Here is a 25,218-nt window from a genome sequence, read left to right on the forward strand (position 1 = left end):
TGCCGGGCAGACCCGCCATCCGGAACCGTACGCTCTGCTCATGAGCGAGCACCCGAGACTGCACTCGATTCCCGGTGGACGCGACGACCGGCAGCAGGACCTGCGCACACCGCCGGAACCCCTGTGGCGCGAGGTGCTCGGTGAACAGTTGCGCACACTGCGGCAGGACCGCAGCGAGACGCTGGTCGAAACCGCTCGCCGGGCGGGCATTTCCCCGCAGTATCTGTCGGAGGTGGAACGGGGACGCAAAGAGCCGTCGAGCGAGATGATCGCCGCCCTGGCCGGCTCCCTCGGCACCACACTGGGCGAGCTCACCGGACAGGTGGCCGACCAGCTGCGGGCCCGGCGCCGGATGGCGCTCTTGCGACGGCCTGCGCCGCGTTCCGCTACCGGGCCCACACTGATGGCCCTGGCGGCTTAGTCGCGCCGCCCCAGGACCTGGTCGACAAGGCCGTACTCGACCGCTGCCGACGCGGTGAAGACCCGGTCGCGGTCGGTGTCGCGGCGTAGCCGCTCCACCGTTTGCCCGGTGTGCTTCGACAGGATCGACTCGATCTCCGCGCGCATGCGCACCAGTTCGTCGGCCTGCAGGATCAGATCGGGAATCGTGCCCTGCCCGCGCGCGGCGGGCTGATGCAGCACCACCCTGGCGTGCGGGAGCATGGCGCGGCGACCGGGCTCGCCGCCCGCCAGCAGCACCGCGCCCACCGCGATCGCCTGCCCGACGCAGGTGGTCTGCACAGGCGACTGAATGTGCTGCATGGTGTCGTACACGGCGAGCATGGACGACAGATCCCCGCCCTCACAGTTGATGTAGAGGTTGATCTCCTGCTCCGGACTTTCCGACTCCAGGTGCAGCAGCTGCGCGATGAGCGCGTTGGCGACGCCCGAGTCGATCGGCGTGCCGAGGTAGACGATGCGCTCGGCGAGCAGGTGGGAGTAGATGTCGGTGATCCGCTCGCCGCCGCGCGGATGCTGCGCGATCACATTGGGAATGGTGTAGGTACTCATGCTCTGTCCTTTCCGGCATGAACGGGGCCCTGCGTGGTCACGCTGCGCTGCCGCCTCCGGGCCTGACCGCTCATGCTGTATCCGATTCCGGCATGAACGGGGACCTGCGTGGTCACGCTGCGCTGCCGCCTCCGGGCCTGACCGCTCATGCCGAGATCCCGATTCGCTGGCGTTGGGGGACGATCTGCCCGAACGAGTCGACGATGTGGTCGACGAAGCCGTACTCCTTGGCCTGCGCCGCCGTGAACCAGCGGTCGTGCAGCGAATCCTCGTAGATCCGGTCGAAGGGCTGGCCGGTGTCCTCGGCGATGATTCCGAGCACGGTGTCGACGGTGTAGCGCAGATCGTCGGCCTGGACCTCCACGTCCACGGCGGTGCCGCCGATGCCCGCCGATCCCTGATGCATCAGCACCCGTGCGTGCGGCAATGCGAAACGCTTGCCCTTGCTCCCCGACGACAAGAGGAATTGCCCCGCACTGCAGGCCAATCCGAGCGCGAGCGTGGAGACCTCGCACGGCACCAGCCGCATCACATCGCGGATGGCGAGCATGGAGGGAACCGATCCGCCCGGCGAATGGATCCACAGCGAGATACCCGCCTCGGGATCCTCGGCGGCGAGCGTGAGCAGCTGGGTCATCAGCAGCGTGCCGTTGTCGTCGTCGAGCGCGCCGTCGAGCACGACGATGCGACGGCTGAGCAGTTGCTCGCGCGCCCGCCAGCTGAACATCGGGGTCTTGTCATCGTGAGCCATGGCTCCACGGTGCCGCACCAGCGGCACCGAACCGGTTCCGCGCTGCCCTGGGCAGATCCGCTCTCAGCAGCCGGTGACGGACGACCGGTGCGCCGCTTGTCGCCCCAGCCCGAATGTGGCACCGGCGAACATGATCCGGCTCATCGCGCCACTCCGGCCGCCGGCGGGACCCGGGACAGCCCCAGCGCCCCGGCGAGCACACGATCGCGCAGGCGGAAGGGCAGATGGGCGAGCAACCGGAGCATGCGGGCGTCCGCACCGGCGACGGCGGCGACTCTACGACGCGCTCGCCGACTGGGCGGAATGGGCCGGAACCGCGCCGCTGTCCGAGCCGAAACCCTGAGGGGGCCTGAGGATCCGGCCCGTGGAACGACGATGCCCGTCGGCGCGGAGTGCGCTGACGGGCATCGTCGCCGGAACGGGGGCTAGGACTCGCGGCCCGCGGTCGAAGCGGAACGCTGCCTGCTGGTGCGGGCGCGGCGGCGTTCGGCCTGCAGCTCGGCGAGTTCCTGCTCGAGGATGTCGGCGACGCGGAACGAACCGGTGTCGTAGATGTCCGGCGTGCGGGCCGTCGGCGGCTGCGTGATATCGGGCTTGGGGGTGTCCTTGCCGTTCTTGGGCTCCGGCGTCGGGCTGTCGCTCTTGGCTTCGGCCTGCGGGCGGCGCGTGGCCACCGGGATCTCCGCCGTCGCGGCCTCGGTGTCGGCTGCCGTGGTGCGGGGCTTGGCCGGGGGCGTCTGCCGGACGACCACCTTCGCCGCGGCCGGTTCGTCGGCGGGCACCCGCGCGGCCGGGCGGTCCTCGGAGCCGGCGGCCGCGACCGATGCGGGTTCGCTCGCGACGAGCTTCTTCCCGTTGGCCGACGGCGCACTTCCGTTGACGACGGTGTCTTCGACGCGCGCCGACGTGCCGAAGACGTCCATCGCGTCGAGATCCTCGATCGACTCGGGCAGCACCGGCTTCCGCGGTGCCTCGACCGGCGCCCACTGGGTCTCGGCTTGCGCCACGGCCACGGCCTGCTCTTCGGAAGTCTCCGGCGCGCCGTCGGTTTCGACGACCTCGACGGCCTCCTGCTCGACGACCTCCACCGGGGGCGCGGCCACGACGGGCCGCGGTTCGGGGTTCACGTGCTCGTGCGGGATGCCCGGCGCCTCGGGCGCGGTGGGCATCCGGTACCTGGGCAGCGTGAGCCGGATCTGCTCGGCCGGGTCGGGCAGATCGCGAACCTGCTCGGTGGCCCTGGCGATGGCGAGGCCGTAGCGGGCGCTCGCGGCGTCGTGGATGAGCAGTGCGACGCCGATCATCACCGGCGCGATGGCGTGCACGGCCGCGTCGTACCACGCGCCCGCACGCAGGTAGGGGTAGGTGTTGAGGCTGACGGTCAAGGTCAGCAGGGCCATTTCGGCAGCCGCGACCTGACGGCGGTTGTCCACCACACCCCACTCGGCGACCTTGTTGGTGCCGATCATGATGATGATCAAGCAGACGCTGATCATGCCTTCGAGCAGGTAGCTGAACCAGTACAGCGGATCGGTCGCGCCACCGGGAGCGATGTTGTGCTGGACGTTGACCGCCGACCACAACATGCCCGCCGCGACGACGCCGGCCAGCGCGCGCAGCGACCAGGACCGATGCCGGTAGAGCGAGGCCAGCTTCGCGTGCGGGCTGGATTCGCGTCGTTGCGCGGCAATCGCCTTGCGGGCGAGCAAAAGGTCTCGCATGTCGGCCTTCTCGATCGCTTCGGTGGTCTGCCTGGCGCGGTCGGACGCCGCGGCGGCCGCCTGCGCCTCTTTCCAGCGCTGTCCGCGCTCCTGGGTGCGAATCCGTTCGGCGAGCTCACGTTCGGCATACAGTTCGTCCTCCGACAGCGCCTCGGTCAGCGCGGGATCGAACTGGTAGGCGAGCCGTCCACGGGCCTTCTCGACCCGCCTCGCCAGCTGTGTAACCTCGTCCTCGATGGGATGTTCGATGACCATCAGCGCTCCCCGCACGGGAGAGTCGATGGCAGACAAGTGATCACGAATGGCAACGGCACGTCTCATTCATAGTCGATCCACCGCTACTGGCGAAACTGTTCATTTGCCATCTCGCAAAACTATTCGGCGCGCCGCGGACGACACACGCGCCGCGAGGTGATTTCCAGCGCGTCGCAGGCATTTCCTTCCTACCGCGCAGCAGACCATTGATCGCTCTATGCTGGAGTGGCGCGCTTTCCCTTCGCGGCGGCGCGTGCGCTCCCGCAGCGCGTTCGGATACGCCGGTGCTGTCGAGATTCGCCCCTCGGCGGCACCGGGCCGCCCACGATCCGCACCGGCCTCCGAGCCGCGATCGTCGCGGCGCGCCGCGCCGGATCCGCGAACGTTTCGCCGCTGCGGCGGCGCTCACCGGTGACCGGCCGAGCGCTCGGCGTCCACCGAGTCGAGCACCCGGGACAACATGTCGAACAGCAGCCGGTCCAGCCCGTCCTGGTCGACATCGTCGCGGGACAGCCACTGCACGGTGAGGTCCTCGGCCAGCGCCCACCACGAACGCACCACCAAGCGCTCGGCGGTCGAGCGCGCGGGCCGGCCCAGAGCGGCGAACACCCGCTCGGTCAGTTCGTCGTGCATCCGCTCCATGATCGACTCGAGCACCGGGTCCTGCCCCGCGGCGCGGAGCAGGCTCACCAGCGGTCCACTGCGCCTGCGCATGTAGCCCACGAAGTTGGCGATCATCGACGCGAGCGGGTCCGCGGCGTCCGGATCGGGACCGGTGGCGCGCAGGAATCGCTGTGACGCGGCGTGGACGAGCTGCGCGTAGTAGTCCTGCTTGGTCGGGAAGTAGTGGAACAGCAACCCGCGCGAGATACCCGCCTCCTGCGCGACCGCGTCGACGGTGATCTGGTGCCACGGGCGATCGATCAGCATGCCCAGACCGATGCCGATGAGTTGTCTGCGCCGGTCGTCCGCCGAGCGTCGGCCGCCCGCCACGGCAACCTCGGTCATCCGCCCTCCTATATTGAGCAATGCTCAATAATATGCTACCAATGACCCGACCGGAAGTTGAGCAATGCTCAGCGAGCCTCGAGGATGGGTATGGACTTCACACATTCCGACCGAGCCGTCCGTCTCACCGATCAGGTGCGGCAGTTCGTGCGCGACGAGATCGAGCCGCGCGACGAGGAGCACGCGGCTGCCTTGCGGGAATCGCCCTGGGCGGTCCCCCCGGTGGTCGAAGAGCTCAAGCAGAAGGCGCGGGCGGCGGGGCTGTGGAACCTCTTCCTGCCCGATCCCGAGCTCGGTGCGGGACTGAGCAACGTCGACTACGCCCCGATGGCAGAGGCGATGGGCAGCTCCGGATGGGCGCCGGAAGTGTTCAACTGCAACGCGCCCGACACCGGCAACGCCGAGGTGCTGCTGCACTACGGCAGCACCGAGCAGCGGGAGCAGTGGCTGCGGCCGCTGCTGGACGGCACGATCCGCTCGGCATTCTGTATGACCGAGCCCGAGGTCGCCTCCTCGGACGCGACCAACATGGCCGCGACCGCCGTGGTGGACGGCGAGGAGATCGTGCTGAACGGCCGCAAGTGGTGGAGCACCGGCATCGGCCACCCGAACTGCAAGTTCGCCATCTTCATGGGCCTGACCGACCCGGCGGCGCATCCGTATCAGCGGCACTCCATGGTGCTGGTCCCGCTGGACACGCCAGGCGTGCGGATCGAACGGATGCTCACCACCTTCGGCTACCTGGACGAACCGTTCGGCCACGGCGAAGTCACCTTCACCGACGTGCGCCTTCCGCTGGACGCCGTGATCGCCGGACCGGGACGGGGGTTCGAGATCGCCCAAGGCCGCCTCGGCCCCGGCCGGATCCACCATTGCATGCGCGCCATCGGCCTGGCCGAGCGCGCACTGGAACTGGCCTGCCGCCGCGCCTTGTCCCGCACGGCGTTCGGCAAGCCGCTGGCCAACCTCGGCGGGAACCGCGAGCGCATCGCCAACGCGCGCGTCGCGATCGACCAGGCGCGGCTGCTCGTCCTGCACACCGCCTGGTTGCTGGACACCAAGGGCCTGGCCGGCGCGCGCAGTGAGGTCTCGCAGATCAAGGCGGTCGTGCCGCGGATGACCCAAGAAGTGCTCGACATGGCGATCCAGTTGCACGGCGGCGCCGGGCTTTCCGAGGATTTTCCGCTGGCGCGCGCGTTCGCCGGCATTCGCTCCCTGCGCTTCGCCGACGGCCCCGATGAGGTGCACCTGGGCGTGATCGCCCGTCAGGAGCTGCGCAAATACGGAACCGACCGGTGAACGCTGCGGACGCCGCCGCGGTCCGCGCGGAGGACGCCTTCGACGTCGCAGCGATGCACGCCTGGCTCGCCGAGCAGGTACCCGGTCTGAGCGAGCCGCCCGAGGTGCGCCAGTTCTCCGGAGGTGCATCCAATCTGACGTATCTGCTGCGTTACCCGGATCGCGACCTGATCCTGCGCCGCCCGCCTGGCGGCACCAAAGCGGCATCCGCGCACGACATGGGCCGCGAGTTTCTGGTGCAACAGCGGCTGCGTCCGCACTATCGCTACGTGCCGCGGATGGTGGCACGGTGCGCCGATCCGGAGGTGATCGGCAGCGAGTTCTACGTGATGGAGCGGGTGGCGGGCACGATCCTGCGGGGCGATCTGCCCGAGGGCGCCAGCCTGTCCCCGGACCGGGCGCGACGCTTGTCCACCGCGGCGTTCGACTGCCTGATCGAATTGCACCAGGTGGACCCCGTCGCCGCCGGCCTCACCGAAATCGGCCGTGGCGCGGGCTATGTCGGCCGCCAGGTAGCGGGCTGGTCACGGCGCTTCGTGGACGCCCGCACCGACAACGTGGGCGATTTCGCCGCGGTGATGACCTGGCTGGACGCCAACCAGCCCGCGGACGTCGCCACCACCGTCATCCACAACGACTTCCGCCTGGACAATCTGGTGCTGGACCCGTCGGGCTCGGGCGCGATCGTCGGCGTGCTCGATTGGGAGATGGCGACGCTGGGCGATCCGCTGATGGATCTCGGTGGGGCGCTGGCCTACTGGGTGCAGGCGGACGACGACGAGGTCATGCGGGCCTCCCGCCGTCAGCCCAGTCACCTGCCCGGCATGCTGACCCGCGCGCAGATCGTCGAACACTATTGCGCACGCACCGGACGCTCGGCGGAGAACTGGCCGTTCTACGAGGTCTTCGGATTGTTCCGCCTGGCCGTCATCGCCCAGCAGATCTACTACCGCTACCACCACGGACAGACCACGAATCCGGCGTTCAAGGATTTCTGGATGCTGATCAACTATCTGGAATGGCGCTGCCGGAAGGTCGCCGGGATCGAGTAGCGAACTCGAACACCGTCATCGGGCGGCGGGTGTGCGGCAGGTGGCTGACCATATCGACCGCCCAACCGTGCCCACGTCATCACCCTAGCGCGATGGACCCGACATCGGTGACGATGCAGCCGTTGTCGGCCGGGATCCCGGCGAAGCGGTCGCGCAGCCAGGCGACCACGCTTTGCTCGGCGAGCGTATTGAGGGTCAGGTGTTCGCTCGAATGGTCGCGGATATAGCTGACTCGGGCGGCGGGGTCCCGGCAGTAAGCGGAGGCGAGTGCGTCGGCCGGGCCGATGGGAACGAGCCAGTCGGCGGTCGCGTGGTACAGGAAGACCGGGGCGTCGGGAACCGACTTGCCCATCCTCGTGCGATCGAAAACCGCGCGCAGCACCGGCGTGTCCAGTATGCCGCCCTGCACCAGGCTGTCGATGTCGAGGAACGGTTCGGTCGCTGCCTGATGCAGCACGCAGCTGCGGTCCTTGGCGGTCAGCAACTGACGGCCGCGCGGTGTCGCGTTCGCCCGCAGGTAAGCGTCCAGTTCCGGTTCCTCCCGCGCGAGGCCGATGACAGCGGCCGCGACCAGCCCAGCGCCCGGACCCCGGTTCGCCTCTCGGGACAGGACCTCGAGGTCGACGTCGGTGCCACCGGAGACCACGCCGACGACATTCAGCTCCGGCGCGTAGGCGGTGCGCAGTTCCGCGCCGTGCAGGGTGGGGATCGATCCCCCGGAATATCCCCACATCGCCACCTCGGTGTCCGCGCCCGGCAGTTGCAGCGGGCCGAAACGCTCCGCGGCGCGAATGCCGTCCAGTGCGATCCGTGCGGCCAGCGGGCCATGGGCGAATGCCGCGTTCGGCCCTTGATGGTCCGGCACCACGACCGTCCATCCCTGCGCCAACAGCGCCGGGGCACTGCGCAGCGGATCGATCTGCCCGTCGAGCAGACCGGCCTGCACCGACCGGCGCACCGTGTAGGACGGTGCGCAGAACAGTCCGGTGGAATCCTCGGCGACCTGCAGGGATACCAGTTTGCCGTTCGGTGCGGCGGGTTTGAGCAGCGTCGCGACGGCGGCGATGGGCTGGTCGGCGCTGTCGCCGGACCGATAGGAGAGCTGCCAGGCCTGGGCGTCCAGCGCCGCGAGTTGATTCGCGATGGCGACCGGCCGCGCGGAAAGGATCTCGCCGGGCCGCTCGGCGGCGACGAGCTCGGCGGGCGGCCGGTAGAACGGGTCCTGCTCGGGTGGCGCCGGCTCCCCCACCGCCGGAATCTCCGGCTCGGCATGAGCAGGCGCGCACGGCATGAGCAGCACCGAAAGAGCCGTTGCGACAACCAGACAACACCGGGCGAACACCACCGACGACCTCCCCTGGAATCGACCGCTTATGCAGAGCATGTCGCGCCGATCGACCGCCCCGGCAGTGGCATCGTAGCGAAGGCCGGCACGCCCGGGCGGTGGGTTCGGCGGCTCCGTCAGTTCGGTGGGGCGATCTTGACGATGGCGGCTTCGCCGTCGGTGGCGGCCACGGTGACGAACTGGCGGTAGGTGCGGGCGGCGGCATCCGGGCGCAGCTCGGTGATGACCACGTCGTAGCGTCCGTCGAGCATGGGGGTGATCATGACGCAGTGTTGCGTCCCCGTGGGGACCGAGGCGATACCCGCGTCGATCACCGCGACCGGCGGCACCGCGGCGTCCGGCACCGTCAGCGATCGCGCGACCGCGCCCGACCGGGTCACGTAGTAGGCGTGCTGGAAGGCCAGGATCACGTCCGGCCCCGAGGCGGTCGAGCCGGTTCCGTTGCCGCGTACCAGCTGTGTGCCGCGCGTCGGCTCGCAGCCGGGACCGCCGCCGAGCACCGGGTCCGCCACGGTGGCCGATTGCCGCGGCGCCGAGGCCGCGTCCGTGTAGACCAGCACCAGCGCGGCGGCGGCGAGCGAGGCGACCAGCCCGGCGCCCCCGACCAGCCATGCCCGGCGTGCGCCGCGCCGGGCGCGACGCCGGGGGCGGACCGCCCGATGCCGGTCCCGGCCCCGTACAGGCGGCGGGTCCTGGGCGGAGATCATCCCCGGCCAGGTGGGCACGCGTCCGACCCGGACCTGGCCTGGGCGGGCGCGTCGGCCGCCGGACGTGTTCGACGACATGATCTCGCCGCACCCCCTTTTACCGGTGCCTACTCGGCCACCGTGGGTTCCCTCTCAATGCCGTTGCGCAATAACAACATTGCATATCTCTGGGGATTCTGTCGGTCGAATGCTCAACAGGCAAGGCCGAACTCCGGCGCGGCGACGCCAGGAGTACGGGATACCGGCGTGTCCGGACCGGGTGGTCGGTGCTGTTCCCGGCGATCGATAATGCGGACGCACCGGCACGCGATTTCGTTCGGCGCGAAAGCGGGTCATCGCGATGCGCTTCGCCGCAACGAGCTCGCGGGCATCATGCGAGGCGGCGGCCCCAGGCACCGCCGTGCCGCTCGAGCCGGCGGCGCAGCCGAGCTAACCCCAGGTGAGCGGATCCAGATGGAGGAAAAACCGCTGGCGCGCGGCATCCAGTGCGATGCCGTAGCGATCGGCGAAGGCGCGGTCGGCGTCTTCGGCGCGCCGCTCGTCCTGCCATGATTCCCGGGCGTTGGCCAGGAGCAGCGCGATATCGGCGTACGGGTCGGCGACACCGAGACGCCCGAGGTCGACGAATCCGGCGACAGTGCGCGTGTCCGGATCGAGGATGATGTTGGGCAGGCACAGATCGCCGTGGCACACCACGGCTTCCGCGGATTCCTGCGTCATCCTCTGTCCCAATTCGGTGGCCAGCCGGGTGAGCAGGACGGTGGGCGGAGTGTCCTGCTGTTCCTGCGGGAGGAACTCGGTGTGGACGGCACCGCGCACCACCACGTCTTGGGCGATCGCGAACATCCGCGCCAAACCGCGATCGAACGGGCATTCCTCGACGGGCAGATCGTGCAGGCGGCGCACCGCCTCCGCGATGGACGCCCATGCATCGGAAAGTGCTTGTACGGGAACGGCGTCCGCGGCGATGCCGTGGACGGCACTGGTGACCAAGCAGGCACCGCCGTCGGCGTCCGTCCGCCAGTCCAGCACTCGGGGCCCGGGGATATCGTGGCTGTCGAGCCAGACGACCTTGTCCCGTTCCAGCGCGAGGTCGGCAGCCCGGCCGGGGTCGACGCACTTGGCGTAGCGCGAGCCGTCGGCGGACCGGAACACCTCGGCGCCGGACTCCCCGTTGCCGACCGGTTCCCATCGGCGGTCGGACGGCAGGGCGGTACGAAAGCGGACAAGCGACTCGGACACGCCATCGACGGTAGCAACGCGACCGCGCGCGACCCACCCCGCAGATCGTGGGCAACCCGGATGTATAGTTGCCAAAAGCAACTAGTTGTCCTTGCTAATCAAATCTGCCGGTGGGGAACGTCGAGGTGAGTGTCATGTCCGCAACCGCTCGCGAGCGCCAAGTCACGGAGGCCGAACTCGCGGCCGCCGACGAACTCGGTCAGCGGCTGGTCCGGTTCATGCGCGCGGTCAACCGGGCGAAGTGGCTGCCGGCCAGGCCCGGTCCGGACGGACTGGAACGACTCGCCTACTCCGTGCTGTTCTGCCTGGTGCACGAGGGGCCGCAGCGCGCGGGCAGGCTCGCCGAATTGCTGCACGCCGAGGCGTCCACCATCAGCAGGCAGAGCAGATCGCTCGTGGCGCACGGCCTGGTCGAACGCCGGGCCGACCCGGTCGACGGCCGCGCGTGCGTGCTGGCGGCCACCGCGGAAGGCGTACGCGTCTTCGAGGAGAACCGGGCGCTGCGCAACCGGTGGCTGGCCGACATCCTGGCCGACTGGCCCGCATCGGACCGCGACACCCTGACCACACTGCTCGACCGGCTCACCGCAGGAATAGAGACCACTCCCCGACACCCAGCCGATCCGAAATAGGGCTCATCCATGACGACTTCCACCACCCGGGCTCCGCGGAACCCGGACGCAGGCGCGGACACGTCACTGTCGCACCGGCAGATCCTGACCATCCTGTCCGGCTTGCTGCTCGGCATGTTCCTGGCCGCGCTCGACCAGAACATCGTCAGCGTCGCGATCGTCAAGATCGCCAACAGCTTGCACGGTTTCGATGAACAGGCGTGGGCGACCACCGCTTACCTGATCACCGCGACGATCACCACGCCGCTGTACGGCAAACTGGCCGACATCTACGGCCGTAAGCCGTTCTACCTCATCGCGATCGGCCTGTTCGTCATCGGCTCGGTCGCGTGCACCTTCGCGGGCTCGATGTATCAGCTCGCCGCGTTCCGCGCGTTCCAGGGCTTGGGCGCGGGCGGGCTGATGTCGTTGGCGTTCACCATCATCGGTGACATCGTCCCGGTCCGGGAACGGGTGCGGTACCAGGGCTACTTCATGATGGTGTTCGGCACCGCGACGGTGCTCGGCCCGGTGCTCGGCGGTTTCTTCTCCGACTACGAAGAACTCGGCGGCATCGAAGGTTGGCGGTGGGTGTTCCTGGTGAACGTCCCGGTCGGCCTGCTCGCCCTGCTCGTGGTGGCCAAGGTGCTCAACGTGCCGCACCAGCGCCAGCGGCACCGCATCGACTGGTTGGGCGCGCTGACGCTGACGATCTGCGTGGTGCCGCTGTTGATCGTCGCCGAACAGGGACGCCACTGGGGCTGGTCGTCGGAGAAGTCGCTGCTCTGCTACGGCATCGGGGCCGCGGGCCTGGTGCTGTTCGTCCTGGTCGAGTTCCTGATGAAGGACTCCGCGCTGATTCCCTTGCGGCTGTTCGCGAACTCGACCTTCAGCGTCACCATCGCGGGCGGGTTCATCGTCGGTGTGGCGATGTTCGGCGCGATCACCATGGTTCCGCAGTACTTCCAGGTCGTGCGCGGCTACTCGCCGACGAAGGCCGGTCTGCTCATGTTGCCGCTGGTACTCGGCATCACCGTCGGCTCGCAGGCGGCCGGGCGGATCACCAAGCGGACGGGGCGCTACAAGATCCTGCCGGTGGCGGGCACGTTCATCGTCGCCGTCGGCGCGGCCCTGTACGCGCAGGTGCGGTACGACAGCCCGCTGTGGCAGCCGCTGGCGATCGGCGCGGTGATCGGTCTCGGGCTCGGCTGTTGCATGCAGACGCTGATCATCGCCGCGCAGAATGCCGGACCGCGCTCGGACATGGGCGTTTCCACCGCGTCGGCCACGTTCTTCCGGCAGATGGGCGGCACGCTCGGCGTCGCGGTGTTCCTGACCATCCTGTTCAACTTGCTGCCGCACCGGATCATCGACGCGTTCGGCGGCGCGCTGCCGCCCGGGTTCGGCGCCGACCAGCTCAGCGGCATGCAGTCGAACACCAGCGGCATCGCCGCGCTCCCCGATGAGCTGAAGGTGCCGATCCTCACCGGCTTCACCGACTCGATGCACGGCGTGTTCTACGCGGCGGCCGGGGTCGCGCTGCTGGCCTGTGTGGTGCTGATGTTCATGAAGGAGATTCCGCTGCAGGACGTTCCGGCGCCCACCGCGCAGGCACCGGTCGAAGAGACCGAAGCCGCCGAGTCGCACTGGGAGGCGGATCAGGTTTGGGAGGGCGCCGCGCAGGCGCTGTCGGAGCCGGAACCGGTACTCGCCACGGCCGCGGGCGGTTACGCCTCGGGCGATCCCGCAGGCAACGGCGCCTATCGGCGCGAGCCCCGGGCGAGCTTCGACGGCGCCGAGCACGACGGCTGCTCCCTCGGCGGCTACGTGCACCGCGAGGACGGTAGGCCCGTGCCCGCCGCCGCGCTCACGCTGATCGACCAGCACGGGCGGCAAGCCGCGCGGACCAGCGGCGGCGCGGACGGCAGTTACCTCGTCACCGCGCCTGACGCGGGCAGTTACGTGCTGATCGTGTCGGCCGCGGGACATCAGCCCGCCGCGGTCAACGTGGCCGTCGGGGACCGGCCGCAGCAGTTCGACGTCACCTTGCTCGGCTCCGGCGAGGTGTCCGGCGTGGTCCGGTCGAGCACCCTCGGCGAGCCGCTGCCCGGGGCGACCATCACGCTGGCCGATCTGGGCGGCGAGGTCGTCGGATCCGCGACCGCGGCGGCCGACGGCGCCTACGTGTGCCACGGCGTGGTGCCGGGGACGTACACGGTCGTGGCGGTCGCCGAGCACATGCGTCCCTGCGCGGCCGCGCTCACCGTGCCGGACAGCGGGCTGCTGCGGCACGACATCGAGCTCACGCCGATGGCGGTGCTGGCCGGGTCGGCGTGGTCGGACGGCGGCCGGGCGATCGCGGACGTGCAGATCAGCGTGTTCGACGCGGCGGGCGCACTGACGGCCACCACGCGCACCGACGAGAACGGCCATTACGTCGTCGCGGATCTCGCCGAAGGCGACTACACGGTCGTGGCGCGCGGCTACCCGGCGGTGACCAGCCGGGTCACGGTCAGCGGGGGCGAGGTCGCCCACGACGTGCGGCTGAGCTACGAACTCGAGGACGAGGCGACCGAGAATATTCCGCGCGCGCGCTGACGGGGTTGGGCAACGCTCGCCAGGGGCGGTGGTGTTCGGACCACCGCCCCCTGCCGTTTCCCGACCCTGGTTGATCGCCGGAATGGGCGTCGCAGAACGCAGCGGCGGCAGTCCACGCCACACGGACGCTCCGCGACCGGAACTCACCGCAGCGCTGCGGGGGTGGCCGTCCCCGCCTGCGTGGCCCCTGACGCATCGGCAAGGCCCGCCAGTTCGTGGACTATTTCCGCGCGCGACTCAGCCGCGGTTCACTCCTGCGCCCGAGGCCGCTTGTGATCGCCGAACGGTTCGTCGCGCTCCCGGACGGCCTCGCGGAAACCCGCGGTGACGGCTCGCGTCTGGAAGTCGTAACCCTCTCGGGTGTGCCGGGCGATGCCGTCGAAGACGGTGCTGATCATGCCCGAATTGGCCACACCTTGGGCGTACAGCGCCGAGTTGAGCGCCAGCTTGGCCATCATCAGCTGGTTGACCGGCATACGCGCGATCCGCGCGACGAATTCCTCGGTGCGGGCGTCGAGTTCGTCGGCGGGCCACGATTCGATCGCCAGCCCCCATTCCACCGCCTGCTTACCGGTGAGACAGTCGCCGGTGAACAGCAGCCGCTTGGCGCGCTGGTCACCGAGGCGATGCGCCCACATGCCCGCCGCCGGGACACCCCAGACCCTGGTGGGCGGGTAGCCGATCTTGGTGTCGTCGGCGCAGATGATCTGGTCGGCGAACAGGGCGATGTCGCTGCCGCCCGCGACGGCGAAACCGTGCAGCTTGGCCACCGTGGGCTTGTTCGCCTGCATCAGGCTGGCGAAACCCCGGTTGAACCGGCTCATCATGGCGTAGTCGATCATCGGGTCCCAGGTCCGCGCCGGATCGTGGTTGCGGCCCTGCACCACCGGATCGACGACCGTCCCGGCCACGTCGCCGGAACCGCCCGCGACCGCGAAACTCTGCTCGGCGAACATGCTCAGGTCGTATCCGCCGCAGAAGCCCTTGCCGCGCCCGGACAACAGGATCACGTGCACGCGCGGATCCAGGTCCGCGCGTTCGACCGCGTGCGCCAGATCGAGCGGGGTGTCGGGGGTGATCGCGTTGCCCTTCTCCGGCCGATCGAAGGTGATGCGCGCGATGCGGCCGTCCCGCTCGTAGGTCAGCGTCCGGTATTCGCGCGCGTCCTCCGGGGCGGGGCGTCCGTTCCACGGGGAGTCCGGCGTCTCGGTCCACCCCCGATACCACGCGCCCGCGCCGCCACCAGCTTTATTGTCACTGTCGGTCATCGCTTTCCCTTCGACGCTGGACCCGGTCTCCGCAGTCTGGCGCACCGGCCATTTGACAGTCAATACTGACTGTGAAAATGTCGCGCCGACGGGAGGAGTCGGAATGGCCGGAGTACGCCAGGAGCGGAAACGCGCGACCCGCGTCCGCATACTCGACGCCGCCGCCGATCTACTGGCCGAGCACGGCTACCGGGCACTGTCGACCCTGGCCGTCCAGCGCGCAGCGGGGGTCAGCCGCGGGGCGCTGTTGCATCACTTCCCGACCCTGAGCGCATTGATCGGCGAATTGGTCGGGCATCTGGTCGCTCGCAACGAGGCGGCTGTCCGCGAGGCCGCGGCCGGGCTCGACCACGGAGCCGATCCGGTGCTGCGCGCCCTGACCGCCCTCTACGAGTCGATGGCGCGACCGGCGGCGCAAGCCGAGTTCGAGTTGTGGGCGGCGGCGCGGACCGATCCTGCGCTTGCCGAGGCGTTGCGGACGGCCGAACGAAAAGCCGGGCGGGACCTGCGGCGCGTGGTGGACGCGCTGTTCGGTCCGGACATCGTCGCCCATCCGCGCTATCCGGATGTCCGCGACCTGACCATCGCGATACTGCGCGGCACCGCGATGTCGCGCCCGCTGCGAAGCTCCGAACGCGCTGCTACGGCAACCATCGGCCGATGGGCGGAGGCCATGACAGTTCTTCTAGCACAGGACTCCTAGCAATCGACGGGCGTCGGCGTGGCCGAATCGACTGTGATACGCGTCACTTCCGCCGCAGATTGTGCCGTCTCCCACACTGTCGTTATCCTGGCTGCACTTTGAGACCATCGAGTCTCAATGCAGCCTTCGACGGGGCCGGGTTCGACCACCGCACGGCGCCGGCGGAGGCCGATCCTGCCGGGGAGCGCCTGCGGCGCCTGTATCACCAGGAGCAAACGCCATGCGATCGAAGTGGATCTCTGCGGCCATCGGTTTCACGGCGATGGCGCTGTCGTGCGTAGGACCGGGCGGCGGGCCCGCTGTCGCCGCACCGGATTGCCCGAGCATGTACGTCGTGGCGATCCCAGGAACATGGGAGACCACCGACCGGCCGGACGAGCGCCCCGGCCCCGGCATGCTGGCCGGAGTCACCAGCGGGCTGCCGTCCTCGGTCCGGGTCGACTACGTCGGCTACGCGGCCACCGCGTTCCCCTGGGAGAGCGAAGTTTACGGCGCCTCGAAGCGTGAGGCCGTGGACAACGCGCGCGGCATGATCGGCGCGATGGCCAGGGAGTGCGGCGCGACCAAGATCGCACTGCTCGGCTACAGCCAGGGCGCGGACGCCGCCGGTGATCTGGCCGCCGAGATCGGCACCGGAATCGGCGTCGTGCCGCCGCACCGGATCGCCGCGGTCGGGCTCATCTCCGACCCGCGCCGCTCCCCCACCGACGCGCTCGTCGGTCCCGCGGTGGGCGGCGCGGGCGCGGGCGGTCCCCGCATCGGCGGCTTCGGCTTCCTCACCCCGCAGACCCGCACCATCTGCGCGATCGGCGATCTGTACTGCTCCACGGCCTCCGACGATTTCATCACCCGCTTCGCCGGTTTCCTGGCCCAGACCTCCCACCCGGACCCGGCCAATCTCTGGCGCTACCAGCTCGAAATGGGCGCCATCGTCGGTGATCTGATGTCCAACGGTGGCATCCCCGTGTTGCAGAGCCAGCTGTCGGAGTCGGCCAACCAGGAACGCGCCCGGCTGCTGGACGAGTTCTACCGCTCCGAAGCGCACACCGCCTACGGCAGCTATCCCGTCGGCGGCGGGGCGACCGCGCTGTCGTGGATGCGCGACTGGCTGGCGTCACTGGCCTGAGCCGGTCGGCCCATCGCCGTCGGCATCCCGCTGGGCGGCGGTGAGCGCGTCGACGAGAACGCGGCGGACAGTCCCGACATGGCCGGGCGCGACCGCGATCACCCCGCGCACGTCGGCCGCGCAATGTCCCGCGTACCGCGGACCGGCCTTCTCCCGCTACGTCACCGACGGCGTGACCGCTCTCGGAGGCGTGGCGCGCGTCGGCGAGTGCGGTGAATCCGGCCGCCATCCAGCGCGTCGGCGAGCCGCACGGTCCCTGCCGACGCTCGCACGCAGGTGCTGTCGGCCATCGGCCGGAAGCTCGGCGCCGCTGCGCGATGAGGGCGTACTCAGCATCGGCAGCGGCTTCTGCACCGACAACCTCGCGCGCCATGACGGCCGGCGACCAGCACGTGCACCGTGCACCCTTGCACCACCGAGTTCGACGGGCGGGGGCGGGAGAGAAACCGGCCGCACACGATTCGGACGCGCTGCTCCTAGTGCACAGTGCCCGCGGCTCGCCTGACCCACCCGCGCCGCTCACCTCGCACGACTGGGCGCGGGCGAGGATGGCCTCAACGCGCCGCGCACGGTCCTCCACCAGTCCGGCAGGGCGGCGCGCCAGTCCATCCAGCTCGGCTGACCGCCGCGCCCCGACGCACCGTCCCCGAGCATGGGCGGCCGACGCGAGCCTGTCGCGCAGCCGGCCGGTTCGGCCACGGCCGCCCGGCAGTCGGGCCGGCCTCAGCGGCATACCGCCTGCGCCGCCGACGGTGCGCATCGGGTCATCGGAGGCGCAGCGCCGTCAGCCGCCAGCCCGCCGACCGGGTTCGCACGATGCGCGCCGCCAACGCGAAACGACGCTCGCCCCGGCCGTAGCTGGCGAAGACCTCGGCGGTCTTGTCGTTCAGCAGGACCACGCTCACCCGAATCGGCGCCGCGACGCCGAGGGTGCGGCCGGGCACGAGATCGGCCCCGATCAACGTGCGAGCCGCGGCGACGACCGTGGCGTCGGCGACAGCGGCCAGGTGCGGCAGGGGTCTCCTGCGGTCGAGCACTTCCAGGATGATCCGCACCGCCGACTCGGCGAACCGGCGCGCCGCCGAGCGTGTTTCCTCCCCCGCAGGTGCGGTGGACGCATGGCTGCGGCGCACCACGCTGCGTATCCCGGCACTCGACCGACCGGAAGCCGCGTGCGGCCGCGTGCGGCACGGAAGTGCCCGAGCGGGTGCCGGATCGGCGCGCCTGCGGCTGTCCAACGGCGGCTCCGGATTCGGAGCAGGAGTCAACCACTCCCGATAACCAGTCATGCACGTCCCTTCGAAATCCGATGGCCGAAGCCCTGTGCCGACCGATTCTGCGGACACTCCGACGGAAGTCTCGGGTAGTCGGCTACCCGATTCCGTCCGGACGCGCCGCCACCGGAATCGGGCGGGCACGAAGACCGACCTATGTTGGAGGCGGCAAGCTCCGGCCCGGCAACGGAGACCTGGAGGGACCGACGAGCGAGGAGCGGAGACGACCGTGCCCGAAGAGTCCGCGACCCCGCGTCGCGTCGCCCGCGCCGGGCTGCTCGCACTCGCGGGCGCGCTCGCCGCGTATCTCGCTCTCGCTCAACTGCTCGCGGTCCTGCCGGTTTCCTGGACGATGCCGTTGCTGCGGAACGCGTTCGTCCAGTCGGCCGTGCTCTTGCTGGGCGCGGTCCGGGACGCGCTCGGCTCGTGGAACATGGTGCTGGCGGTGCTCGCGACCGGGCTCGCGGTGACGGCGTTGCGCTCCGCCGAGCGGGGGCGGCGCCTGGCGGGCACGGTGACGGGCGTGGCCGCCGCCGGTCTCGTCCTGTCCGTCCTGACCAGCGCGACACTGGTATTCGCGGCGCGTGACGCGGCCGGCGTCTGGATTCCGTTCGCCCCGACCGTCCCGTTCAGCACTGTGGGCGATGCTCCTGACGAGACCGTCACCTACGCCATCTTCGACGGGCAGCCGATCCAGGCGGATCTGTACCTGCCTGCTCCGGGGCCGGTGCCGGCGCCGCTGGTGGTGAGCATTCACGGTGGCGCGTTCGTCGGGGGCAGCCGCGGCACCGACGCCTACACGACCTGGCTGGCCGGCAACGGATACGCCGTGCTCGACGTGGACTACCGCCTCTCCGGCGCGGCCGACCATCGCTGGGACACCGCGGACGCCGACATCGCCTGCGCGCTGACCTGGGCCGCCGCGAACGCGCAGCGGTACCACTGGGATATGCGCCGGGTCGCCACGTTCGGCGAATCGGCGGGCGGCAATCTGGCCGTCAACGTCGCGAACAAGAGCAACGCGGGCGCCCTGCGGCCCAGCTGCGGCAGCGCCGCGGAGCTGCCGAAGGTACGCGCGGCGATCGCGCTGTACCCGGCGGTGGACCTGGCCGCGTCGGGCACCGAGACCGCGCTGGGCGTCGACGCGGCCCGGCAGTACCTCGGCGGAACGCCCGCGCAGTACCCCGGCCGCTACGTCGCGACGAGTTCCGCTCCGCACGTCACCGTCGACTCCCCGCCTACTTTGCTGATCCAGGGAGCGAGCGATCACCTCGTGCTCGCGCAGCACACCGCGGCCTACGCCGCCGCGCTGGAGACGGCGCGCGTTCCGCAGCGCTACGTCGAGCTGCCCTTCCTGGAGCACGCCTTCGGCACCACCGAATTGGACACCGGCGCGCAGGTCACCCGCGAACTCACCCGCACCTGGCTGGCGGAGTACCTGGCGTAACCGACGCCACATCGCCGCGCCGGGAATACTCGCCCACCCCATCCCGTTCCTTTGGTTGCCATATCCACCAAATTGAGTCAGACTGAGAACGAAGGAGGCGTCGTGCAGTTCGGAATTTTCACGGTCGGCGATGTGACGACCGACCCCACGACCGGCCGGACGCCCAGTGAGCACGAGCGCATCAAGGCGATGGTGACGATCGCGCGCAAGGCCGAGGAAGTCGGGCTGGACGTGTTCGCCACGGGCGAGCACCACAACCGGCCGTTCGTGCCGTCGTCGCCGACGACGATGCTCGGCTACATCGCGGCGCGGACCGAGCGGCTCCAGCTCTCCACCGCGACGACGCTGATCACCACGAACGATCCGGTGAAGATCGCCGAGGACTTCGCCATGCTGCAGCACCTGGCGGACGGACGGGTGGACCTGATGCTCGGCCGCGGCAACACCGGGCCGGTCTACCCCTGGTTCGGCAAGGACATCCGCGACGGCATCCCGCTGGCGATCGAGAACTACCACCTGCTGCACCGGCTCTGGCGCGAAGACGTGCTCGACTGGGAGGGCAAGTTCCGCACGCCGCTGCAGTCGTTCACCTCGACGCCGCGCCCGCTGGACGACGTGCCGCCGTTCGTCTGGCACGGCTCGATCCGCAGCCCCGAGATCGCCGAGCAGGCCGCCTACTACGGCGACGGATTCTTCGCCAACAACATCTTCTGGCCGAAGGAGCACTTCCAGCGACTGATCGCACTGTATCGGCAGCGCTACGAGCACTACGGTCACGGCTCGGCCGACCAGGCGATCGTCGGCCTGGGCGGGCAGGTTTTCATCCGCAAGAACTCCCAGGACGCGGTGCGCGAATTCCGGCCCTACTTCGACAACGCGCCGGTGTACGGCCACGGCCCGTCGCTGGAGGAGTTCACCGAACAGACGCCGCTCACCGTGGGCAGTCCGCAGGAGGTCATCGACAAGACGCTCACCTTCCGCGAGTCGTTCGGCGACTACCAGCGCCAGCTGTTCCTGATGGATCACGCGGGCCTTCCGCTGAAGACCGTGCTCGAGCAACTGGATCTGCTCGGCGAGGAAGTGGTCCCGGTGCTGCGCAAGGAGTTCGCGGCCGGACGCCCGGCGCACGTGCCGGACGCGCCGACGCACGCGAGCCTGGTCGCCGCCCGCGACGCCGCCCTGGAGGCGACCCGATGACCCGCATCGCCGTCGTCTCCGCGGGCCTGTCGCAGCCGTCGTCGACCCGGCTGCTCGCCGACCGGCTCGCCGCCGCCACCGGCGGGGCACTGTCCGCGCACGCCGGGGACGTGACATTCGACGTGGTGGAAGTGCGCGAGCACGCCCGCGATCTGGCCGACAACCTGCTGACCGGATTCGCGCCGGGCGGGCTGCGCGCGACGATCGATCGCGTGACCGGCGCCGACGGCCTGATCGCCGTGACGCCGATCTTCAACGCCTCCTACAGCGGCCTGTTCAAGACGTTCTTCGACGTGCTGGAACCGGAGTCGCTGGCCGGGATGCCGGTGCTGCTCGGCGCCACCGGCGGCTCGGCGCGCCATTCCCTCGCGCTGGAGCACGCCCTGCGCCCGATGTTCAGCTACCTGCGCGCGGTGGTGGCGCCCACCGCCGTCTACGCGGCGTCGGAAGACTGGGCGTCCGCGGCGACGGACGGTCTCAGCGTCCGGATCGACCGCGCCGCAGCGGAATTCGCCGCCATGCTGACCAACACACCGCGTCCGCGTGCCGCCGATCCGTACGACGACCCGGTACCGTTCGCACAGCTGCTCGGTACCCACTGACCTTCTCCCGAAAACCCCGGCTCTACCCACAACCAATTAGTTCAACTCTCAACTACCTGAGGAGACATCCATGACGACCGGAACCGCCAACGCTCTGACCGCGGGCACCTGGGCCATCGACCCCGCCCACTCCACCCTCGGCTTCTCGGTACGCCACCTGATGGTCAGCAAGGTGCGCGGCCGCTTCACCGACTTCTCCGGCAAGCTGGTCATCGGCGAGGACGGCAGCGCCTCGGCCGAGGCCGAGATCCGGGTCGACTCGGTCACCACCGACAACGAACAGCGCGACGCGCACCTGCGCACCGCCGACTTCTTCCAGGCCGAGCAGTTCCCGGTGGCCACGTTCAAGTCCACCGGTTTCCGGGTGAACGGCGACGATTTCGTGGTGGACGGCGAATTCACCATCCGCGGCGTCACCAAGCCGGTCTCGCTGGAGGTGGAGTTCCTCGGCGTCAACCCCGGCATGGGTCAGGGACCGGTCGCCGGCTTCGAGGCCAAGACCGTGATCAACCGCCGCGACTTCGGCATCACCATCGACATGCCGCTGCCCGACGGCGGCGCGGTGATCGGCGACAAGATCACCCTCACCCTGGAGGTCGAGGTCGGCCTGCAGTCCTGAGCGATCCGCCTCCCGCAGGAGCCGAGGGTTCCTGCGGGAGGCGGGCATGCCGGTCAGAACAGGGTCATCGGCTCGGCCGCGGCGGGCTCGGGCAGCGGGTCGAGTTCGGGCAGCCGGGCACGGATCTCGTCGTGGAAGCGACGAGCCAGCTCCAGCGAGCCCGCATTGTCCGGCGTGTGCAGGAACACCGTCGGCGACCGGCCCTCCCGCAGCCATCCGGCCACCGTGCCGACCCACGGCTGCCAGCCCTCGACGGTCCGCCGGACGTCGTCGCGGCCGTGGTATCGCACGATGGGATATTCGGTCAGCGCGCGCATCCTGCGCCGCACCCGGGGCTTCTTCGACGCCGCCTCTTGTTCCGCCGCGCTGGTGGGCGGACCGTCGAAAAGCACGGTGGTGTCGAAGGGGACCCATTCGGCGTCCACCCTGGACAGCACGTATTCCAGGCTGCGCGCCGCCTGTTCGTCGGCGAAGAACGCCGGATGCCGGACCTCGACGGCGATCCGGTGGGCGCGCGGCACCTGCCGCAGGAAACCGGCCAGCGCACCGAGATCGGTGGGCCCGAACGAGCCGGGCAACTGCACCCACAGCGCGTGGACGCGTTCCCCGAGCGGCTCCATCGCGGCGAGGAAGGCTCGCAGCTCCTCCTCGGCGCCGGTCAGCCTGCGTTCGTGGGTGATCGGCCTGGGCAGTTTGAGCACGAACCGGAACGCGGGATCGCATTGCGCCGCCCACGATTCCACCGTGCGCCGCGACGGCGTCGCATAGAACGTGGTGTTGCCCTCGACCGCGTTGCACCACGTGGCGTACCAGCGCAACCGCTCCCCCGGCGGGAGCTGCCGTTCCTGCCAAGCCGCGTGCGTCCACATCGCACATCCCACGTGAAGCCGCATGCTTTCGACGCTAACCCACCCTCCCGACACGACCGTCCGGCGGCATGTGCCCGCCACCCGGACTCATCGGCGCGCCCGTTTCCGCGACCGAACCCAGCCGAAGGTCAGCTCGACGGCGCGTTTCCAGTTCTCGTACTCGTCCTCCCGCAGCTCGGGATCCATCCGCGGAACCCATTGCGCGGCAAGGCGCCAATTGTTGCGCAACCCTTCGAGATCGGGCCAGTAACCCACGGCCAAGCCCGCGGCGTACGCGGCGCCGAGCGAGACCGTCTCGGCGACGAACGGACGCGACACCGGAACGTCCAGCACATCGGCCACGATCTGCATCAGCAGGTTGTTCGAGGTCATCCCGCCGTCCACACGCAGGGCCGCGGTCCGGAGGCCGGAGTCGGCGTTCATCGCCTCCACCACGTCGCGGGTCTGCCAGGCGGTGGCCTCCAGCACGGCGCGGGCGATGTGCCCCTTGGTGACGTAGGACGTGAGCCCGGCGATGAGCCCGCGGGCGTCGCTGCGCCAATGCGGCGCGTACAGCCCGGAGAACGCGGGCACCACGTAACAGCCGCCGTTGTCTTCGACGGTGCGCGCGAGGGTTTCGATCTCCGGCGCGCTGGTGACCAGCCCGATGTTGTCACGTACCCATTGCACGAGCGAGCCGGTGACCGCGATCGGACCCTCCAGCGCGTAGACCGGCTCCGGACCGATCTGATAGCCGATCGTGGTGAGCAGACCGTGCTCGGAGCGCACCAGCTCGCGCCCGGTGTTCATCATGAGGAAGCCGCCGGTGCCGTAGGTGCACTTGGTCTCTCCACGCGCGAAACACGTTTGGCCGAACAACGCGGCGTGCTGGTCGCCGAGCGCGGCGGCGATCGGAATGCCGGGCACCACCCGGCGCGTGCTGCCGTAGGACGCGGTCGACCGCTGGATGCGCGGCAGCATACGGGCGGGGATGCCGAAGAACTCAAGTAGTTCGTCGTCCCAGGTGAGGGTGCGCAAGTTCATCAGCAGGGTGCGGCTGGCGTTGGTGACGTCGGTGAAATGCAGCCCGCCGTCGGGGCCTCCGGTGAGGTTCCAGATCAGCCAGGTCTCCATGGTGCCGAACAGCACCTCGCCCCGCTCCGCGCGGTCGCGCAGGCCGGGCACCGAGTCCAGCATCCAGCGCAATCGCGGCGCGGCGAAATAGCTGGCCAGCGGCAGGCCGCACAGGTCACGAATGCGGTCGGCGCCCGGCGCGCTCTCCAGTTCCCGGACCAGATCCTCGGTCCGCACGTCCTGCCAGACGATCGCGCGGCCGATCGGCGTGCCGGTGCGGCGGTCCCATACCACGGTGGTCTCGCGCTGGTTCGCGATGCCGACCGCGGCGATGCGGTCGGCGGCCACGCCGGAATCCCGCAGCGCCTGCGGGACGATGCGCTCGACATTGCGCCAGATCTCCAGCGCGTCCTGCTCGGCCCATCCCGGCCGCGGATAGTGCTGCCGGTGCGGGCGCTGGGCGACGCCCACCAGCCGGGCACGCTGGTCGAACAGGATGCACCGCGTGGAGGTGGTGCCCTGGTCGATGGCCAGCACGTAACGCTGCTTCATGCTCGGCTGCTCCTGGTCGACGCCGGCTGGTCACCGGCCGGACGAAAGTCAGTGGCTCGCACCGAGATCACGCGAGACCGCGCGTGCGGCGTCGAGCACTTGGCCGACCAGCGCGGGCCGGTGCCGCAACTGGGCGTCGCAGAGCCGGTCCACCGCGCCGGTGATGCCGATGGCGCCGACCACGAGTCCACCGGGCGCCCGGATCGGCGCGGCGATACCCGCCTCGCCCGTGCGGAATTCCTCGGTGTCGCCCGCCCAGCCGGCCTGCCGAACGCCGCCCAGCGCCCGGGCGAGCGCGGCGCGGTCGACGAGGGTCCGGTGGGTGAGCGGGGCGAGTTCGGCGCGGCGCATCGTGGCGGCCAGGTCGGCGTCGTAGGCGAGCAGGACCTTGCCCAGCGCGGTGGCGTGCGGCGGCAGCAGTTCGCCGAGTTCGAGCGCCTGCTGGGTGTTGTCCGGCCGGAACACGTGATGCACCACGACCACCGCGCCGTCCATCGGCGCGCCGATCCGCACCGACTCGCCCGTGCGCGCCGCCAGCGCGTCGGCCCAGTTGATCGCGCGCGAGCGCAACTCGTTCGCGTCGAGGTAGCTGGTGCCCAGGTGCAGCAGCGCCGCGCCGAGTTGGTACTTGCCGGTGGCCGGGTCCTGTTCGACGAAACCGACGCCCTGGAGGGTGCGCAGGATGCCGTGCGCGGTCGGCTTCGGCAGGTCGAGCGCACCTGCGATGTCGCCGACGCCGAGCCGCCCGGAACCACGGGCCAGCAGCCGCAGCACGGCCGCCGCCCGCTCGATCGATTGGATCGCACCCGGCATGTCGGAAAACCTACTCGCGTCGTGATTCGACATTGTCGAACGGTTGGTAATACCCGGGCAACATCAGTGAAACCCGGTGTGAGCTGCGCCATACA

Annotated in this window: 23 protein-coding genes; 11 read left to right on the forward strand and 12 right to left on the reverse strand. The window is 70.0% G+C overall.

Annotation, left to right across the window (positions count from 1 at the left end):
* The first annotated feature begins 40 nt into the window (after positions 1–40).
* Entirely contained in the window at positions 41–421 is a 381-nt protein-coding gene (locus GVY64_RS17120) for a helix-turn-helix domain-containing protein (protein WP_159842510.1), read from the forward strand.
* Here the strand turns inward: GVY64_RS17120 and GVY64_RS17125 are convergent.
* From GVY64_RS17125 to GVY64_RS17140, 4 genes are all read right to left on the reverse strand, one after another.
* Complete coding sequence (locus tag GVY64_RS17125) at positions 418–1,011, reverse strand: ClpP family protease (RefSeq protein WP_159842512.1); 594 nt, start codon at positions 1,009–1,011, stop codon at positions 418–420. The two genes, GVY64_RS17120 and GVY64_RS17125, sit on opposite strands and share 4 nt — an antisense overlap.
* Before the next feature lie 145 nt (positions 1,012–1,156).
* Complete coding sequence (locus GVY64_RS17130) at positions 1,157–1,762, reverse strand: ClpP family protease (protein ID WP_159842514.1); 606 nt, start codon at positions 1,760–1,762, stop codon at positions 1,157–1,159.
* 425 nt (positions 1,763–2,187) lie between these two features.
* Positions 2,188–3,738 carry a hypothetical protein gene (locus GVY64_RS17135; protein WP_159842516.1) on the reverse strand — a complete coding sequence of 517 codons (1,551 nt, stop codon included), beginning with the start codon at positions 3,736–3,738 and terminating at the stop codon, positions 2,188–2,190.
* Between the two features lie 405 nt (positions 3,739–4,143).
* Positions 4,144–4,746, reverse strand: a complete 603-nt coding sequence (locus GVY64_RS17140; RefSeq protein WP_159842518.1) for a TetR/AcrR family transcriptional regulator — start codon at positions 4,744–4,746, stop codon at positions 4,144–4,146.
* 90 nt (positions 4,747–4,836) lie between these two features.
* Here GVY64_RS17140 and GVY64_RS17145 point away from each other — a divergent pair, with 90 nt between their 5' ends.
* Complete coding sequence (locus GVY64_RS17145; protein ID WP_159842520.1) at positions 4,837–6,045, forward strand: acyl-CoA dehydrogenase family protein; 1,209 nt, start codon at positions 4,837–4,839, stop codon at positions 6,043–6,045.
* A 53-nt stretch (positions 6,046–6,098) separates the two neighbouring features.
* Positions 6,099–7,097, forward strand: a complete 999-nt coding sequence (locus GVY64_RS17150; RefSeq protein WP_159842750.1) for a phosphotransferase family protein — start codon at positions 6,099–6,101, stop codon at positions 7,095–7,097.
* A gap of 79 nt (positions 7,098–7,176) precedes the next feature.
* Here GVY64_RS17150 and GVY64_RS17155 read toward each other — a convergent pair whose 3' ends face one another.
* From GVY64_RS17155 to GVY64_RS17165, 3 genes are all read right to left on the reverse strand, one after another.
* The gene (locus tag GVY64_RS17155; RefSeq protein WP_159842522.1) at positions 7,177–8,346 is read right to left on the reverse strand and encodes a lipase family protein; all 1,170 of its coding nucleotides are present in this window, start codon (positions 8,344–8,346) and stop codon (positions 7,177–7,179) included.
* 212 nt (positions 8,347–8,558) lie between these two features.
* A complete protein-coding gene (locus GVY64_RS17160; protein WP_159842524.1) occupies positions 8,559–9,227 on the reverse strand; it encodes a hypothetical protein in 669 nt (222 codons plus the stop codon).
* Between the two features lie 351 nt (positions 9,228–9,578).
* On the reverse strand, positions 9,579–10,391 hold the full coding sequence (locus tag GVY64_RS17165; RefSeq protein ID WP_159842526.1) for an APH(3'') family aminoglycoside O-phosphotransferase: 813 nt from the start codon (positions 10,389–10,391) through the stop codon (positions 9,579–9,581).
* A 134-nt stretch (positions 10,392–10,525) separates the two neighbouring features.
* On the opposite strand from GVY64_RS17165, the gene GVY64_RS17170 reads away from it, so the two are divergent.
* A complete protein-coding gene (locus tag GVY64_RS17170; protein WP_159842528.1) occupies positions 10,526–11,023 on the forward strand; it encodes a MarR family winged helix-turn-helix transcriptional regulator in 498 nt (165 codons plus the stop codon).
* A 9-nt stretch (positions 11,024–11,032) separates the two neighbouring features.
* A complete protein-coding gene (locus GVY64_RS17175) occupies positions 11,033–13,600 on the forward strand; it encodes an MFS transporter (RefSeq protein WP_159842530.1) in 2,568 nt (855 codons plus the stop codon).
* Positions 13,601–13,848: 248 nt separating this feature from the next.
* On the opposite strand, the gene GVY64_RS17180 is transcribed toward GVY64_RS17175, so the two are convergent.
* Positions 13,849–14,868 (reverse strand): crotonase/enoyl-CoA hydratase family protein, encoded by a 1,020-nt coding sequence (locus GVY64_RS17180; protein ID WP_159842532.1) that lies wholly within the window; start codon positions 14,866–14,868, stop codon positions 13,849–13,851.
* Positions 14,869–14,971: 103 nt separating this feature from the next.
* Between GVY64_RS17180 and GVY64_RS17185 the strand changes: the two genes are divergently transcribed.
* Together GVY64_RS17185 and GVY64_RS17190 are read left to right on the forward strand one after the other, a co-directional pair.
* Positions 14,972–15,571 carry a TetR/AcrR family transcriptional regulator gene (locus tag GVY64_RS17185; protein WP_159842534.1) on the forward strand — a complete coding sequence of 200 codons (600 nt, stop codon included), beginning with the start codon at positions 14,972–14,974 and terminating at the stop codon, positions 15,569–15,571.
* A 220-nt stretch (positions 15,572–15,791) separates the two neighbouring features.
* Positions 15,792–16,697, forward strand: a complete 906-nt coding sequence (locus GVY64_RS17190) for a cutinase family protein (RefSeq protein ID WP_159842536.1) — start codon at positions 15,792–15,794, stop codon at positions 16,695–16,697.
* 764 nt (positions 16,698–17,461) lie between these two features.
* Here the strand turns inward: GVY64_RS17190 and GVY64_RS17195 are convergent.
* Positions 17,462–17,833 (reverse strand): Rv3235 family protein, encoded by a 372-nt coding sequence (locus GVY64_RS17195; protein WP_159842538.1) that lies wholly within the window; start codon positions 17,831–17,833, stop codon positions 17,462–17,464.
* Between the two features lie 367 nt (positions 17,834–18,200).
* Here GVY64_RS17195 and GVY64_RS17200 point away from each other — a divergent pair, with 367 nt between their 5' ends.
* The 4 genes from GVY64_RS17200 (at position 18,201) to GVY64_RS17215 (ending at position 21,836) form a co-directional block, all read left to right on the forward strand.
* Positions 18,201–19,418 carry an alpha/beta hydrolase gene (locus GVY64_RS17200; RefSeq protein WP_159842540.1) on the forward strand — a complete coding sequence of 406 codons (1,218 nt, stop codon included), beginning with the start codon at positions 18,201–18,203 and terminating at the stop codon, positions 19,416–19,418.
* 102 nt (positions 19,419–19,520) lie between these two features.
* Positions 19,521–20,615: an LLM class flavin-dependent oxidoreductase gene (locus GVY64_RS17205; RefSeq protein ID WP_159842542.1), complete on the forward strand. Its 1,095-nt coding sequence runs from the start codon at positions 19,521–19,523 to the stop codon at positions 20,613–20,615.
* A complete protein-coding gene (locus GVY64_RS17210; RefSeq protein WP_159842545.1) occupies positions 20,612–21,217 on the forward strand; it encodes an FMN reductase in 606 nt (201 codons plus the stop codon). Before GVY64_RS17205 ends, GVY64_RS17210 begins: the two co-directional genes overlap by 4 nt.
* Before the next feature lie 70 nt (positions 21,218–21,287).
* Positions 21,288–21,836 carry a YceI family protein gene (locus GVY64_RS17215; RefSeq protein WP_159842547.1) on the forward strand — a complete coding sequence of 183 codons (549 nt, stop codon included), beginning with the start codon at positions 21,288–21,290 and terminating at the stop codon, positions 21,834–21,836.
* Positions 21,837–21,889: 53 nt separating this feature from the next.
* Here GVY64_RS17215 and GVY64_RS17220 read toward each other — a convergent pair whose 3' ends face one another.
* The 3 genes from GVY64_RS17220 to GVY64_RS17230 form a co-directional block, all read right to left on the reverse strand.
* The gene (locus GVY64_RS17220) at positions 21,890–22,705 is read right to left on the reverse strand and encodes a DUF72 domain-containing protein (protein ID WP_201298044.1); all 816 of its coding nucleotides are present in this window, start codon (positions 22,703–22,705) and stop codon (positions 21,890–21,892) included.
* A gap of 87 nt (positions 22,706–22,792) precedes the next feature.
* Positions 22,793–24,310 carry a glycerol kinase GlpK gene (glpK, locus tag GVY64_RS17225; protein ID WP_159842551.1) on the reverse strand — a complete coding sequence of 506 codons (1,518 nt, stop codon included), beginning with the start codon at positions 24,308–24,310 and terminating at the stop codon, positions 22,793–22,795.
* Between the two features lie 48 nt (positions 24,311–24,358).
* Complete coding sequence (locus GVY64_RS17230; protein ID WP_159842553.1) at positions 24,359–25,123, reverse strand: IclR family transcriptional regulator; 765 nt, start codon at positions 25,121–25,123, stop codon at positions 24,359–24,361.
* Positions 25,124–25,218 lie beyond the last annotated feature (95 nt).

This window comes from Nocardia sp. CY41 (assembly GCF_009829325.1).
GTDB lineage: Bacteria > Actinomycetota > Actinomycetes > Mycobacteriales > Mycobacteriaceae > Nocardia.

What these genes read in the sequence shown, in the direction of transcription:
- GVY64_RS17120 (WP_159842510.1), top strand. Translation starts at nt 41, where the DNA reads ATGAGCGAGCACCCGAGACTGCACTCGATTCCCGGTGGACGCGACGAC.
- GVY64_RS17125 (WP_159842512.1), bottom strand. Translation starts at nt 1,011, where the DNA reads ATGAGTACCTACACCATTCCCAATGTGATCGCGCAGCATCCGCGCGGC.
- GVY64_RS17130 (WP_159842514.1), bottom strand. Translation starts at nt 1,762, where the DNA reads ATGGCTCACGATGACAAGACCCCGATGTTCAGCTGGCGGGCGCGCGAG.
- GVY64_RS17135 (WP_159842516.1), bottom strand. Translation starts at nt 3,738, where the DNA reads ATGGTCATCGAACATCCCATCGAGGACGAGGTTACACAGCTGGCGAGG.
- GVY64_RS17140 (WP_159842518.1), bottom strand. Translation starts at nt 4,746, where the DNA reads ATGACCGAGGTTGCCGTGGCGGGCGGCCGACGCTCGGCGGACGACCGG.
- GVY64_RS17145 (WP_159842520.1), top strand. Translation starts at nt 4,837, where the DNA reads ATGGACTTCACACATTCCGACCGAGCCGTCCGTCTCACCGATCAGGTG.
- GVY64_RS17150 (WP_159842750.1), top strand. Translation starts at nt 6,099, where the DNA reads ATGCACGCCTGGCTCGCCGAGCAGGTACCCGGTCTGAGCGAGCCGCCC.
- GVY64_RS17160 (WP_159842524.1), bottom strand. Translation starts at nt 9,227, where the DNA reads ATGTCGTCGAACACGTCCGGCGGCCGACGCGCCCGCCCAGGCCAGGTC.
- GVY64_RS17170 (WP_159842528.1), top strand. Translation starts at nt 10,526, where the DNA reads ATGTCCGCAACCGCTCGCGAGCGCCAAGTCACGGAGGCCGAACTCGCG.
- GVY64_RS17175 (WP_159842530.1), top strand. Translation starts at nt 11,033, where the DNA reads ATGACGACTTCCACCACCCGGGCTCCGCGGAACCCGGACGCAGGCGCG.
- GVY64_RS17180 (WP_159842532.1), bottom strand. Translation starts at nt 14,868, where the DNA reads ATGACCGACAGTGACAATAAAGCTGGTGGCGGCGCGGGCGCGTGGTAT.
- GVY64_RS17185 (WP_159842534.1), top strand. Translation starts at nt 14,972, where the DNA reads ATGGCCGGAGTACGCCAGGAGCGGAAACGCGCGACCCGCGTCCGCATA.
- GVY64_RS17190 (WP_159842536.1), top strand. Translation starts at nt 15,792, where the DNA reads ATGCGATCGAAGTGGATCTCTGCGGCCATCGGTTTCACGGCGATGGCG.
- GVY64_RS17210 (WP_159842545.1), top strand. Translation starts at nt 20,612, where the DNA reads ATGACCCGCATCGCCGTCGTCTCCGCGGGCCTGTCGCAGCCGTCGTCG.
- GVY64_RS17215 (WP_159842547.1), top strand. Translation starts at nt 21,288, where the DNA reads ATGACGACCGGAACCGCCAACGCTCTGACCGCGGGCACCTGGGCCATC.
- GVY64_RS17220 (WP_201298044.1), bottom strand. Translation starts at nt 22,705, where the DNA reads ATGTGGACGCACGCGGCTTGGCAGGAACGGCAGCTCCCGCCGGGGGAG.
- glpK (WP_159842551.1), bottom strand. Translation starts at nt 24,310, where the DNA reads ATGAAGCAGCGTTACGTGCTGGCCATCGACCAGGGCACCACCTCCACG.
- GVY64_RS17230 (WP_159842553.1), bottom strand. Translation starts at nt 25,123, where the DNA reads ATGCCGGGTGCGATCCAATCGATCGAGCGGGCGGCGGCCGTGCTGCGG.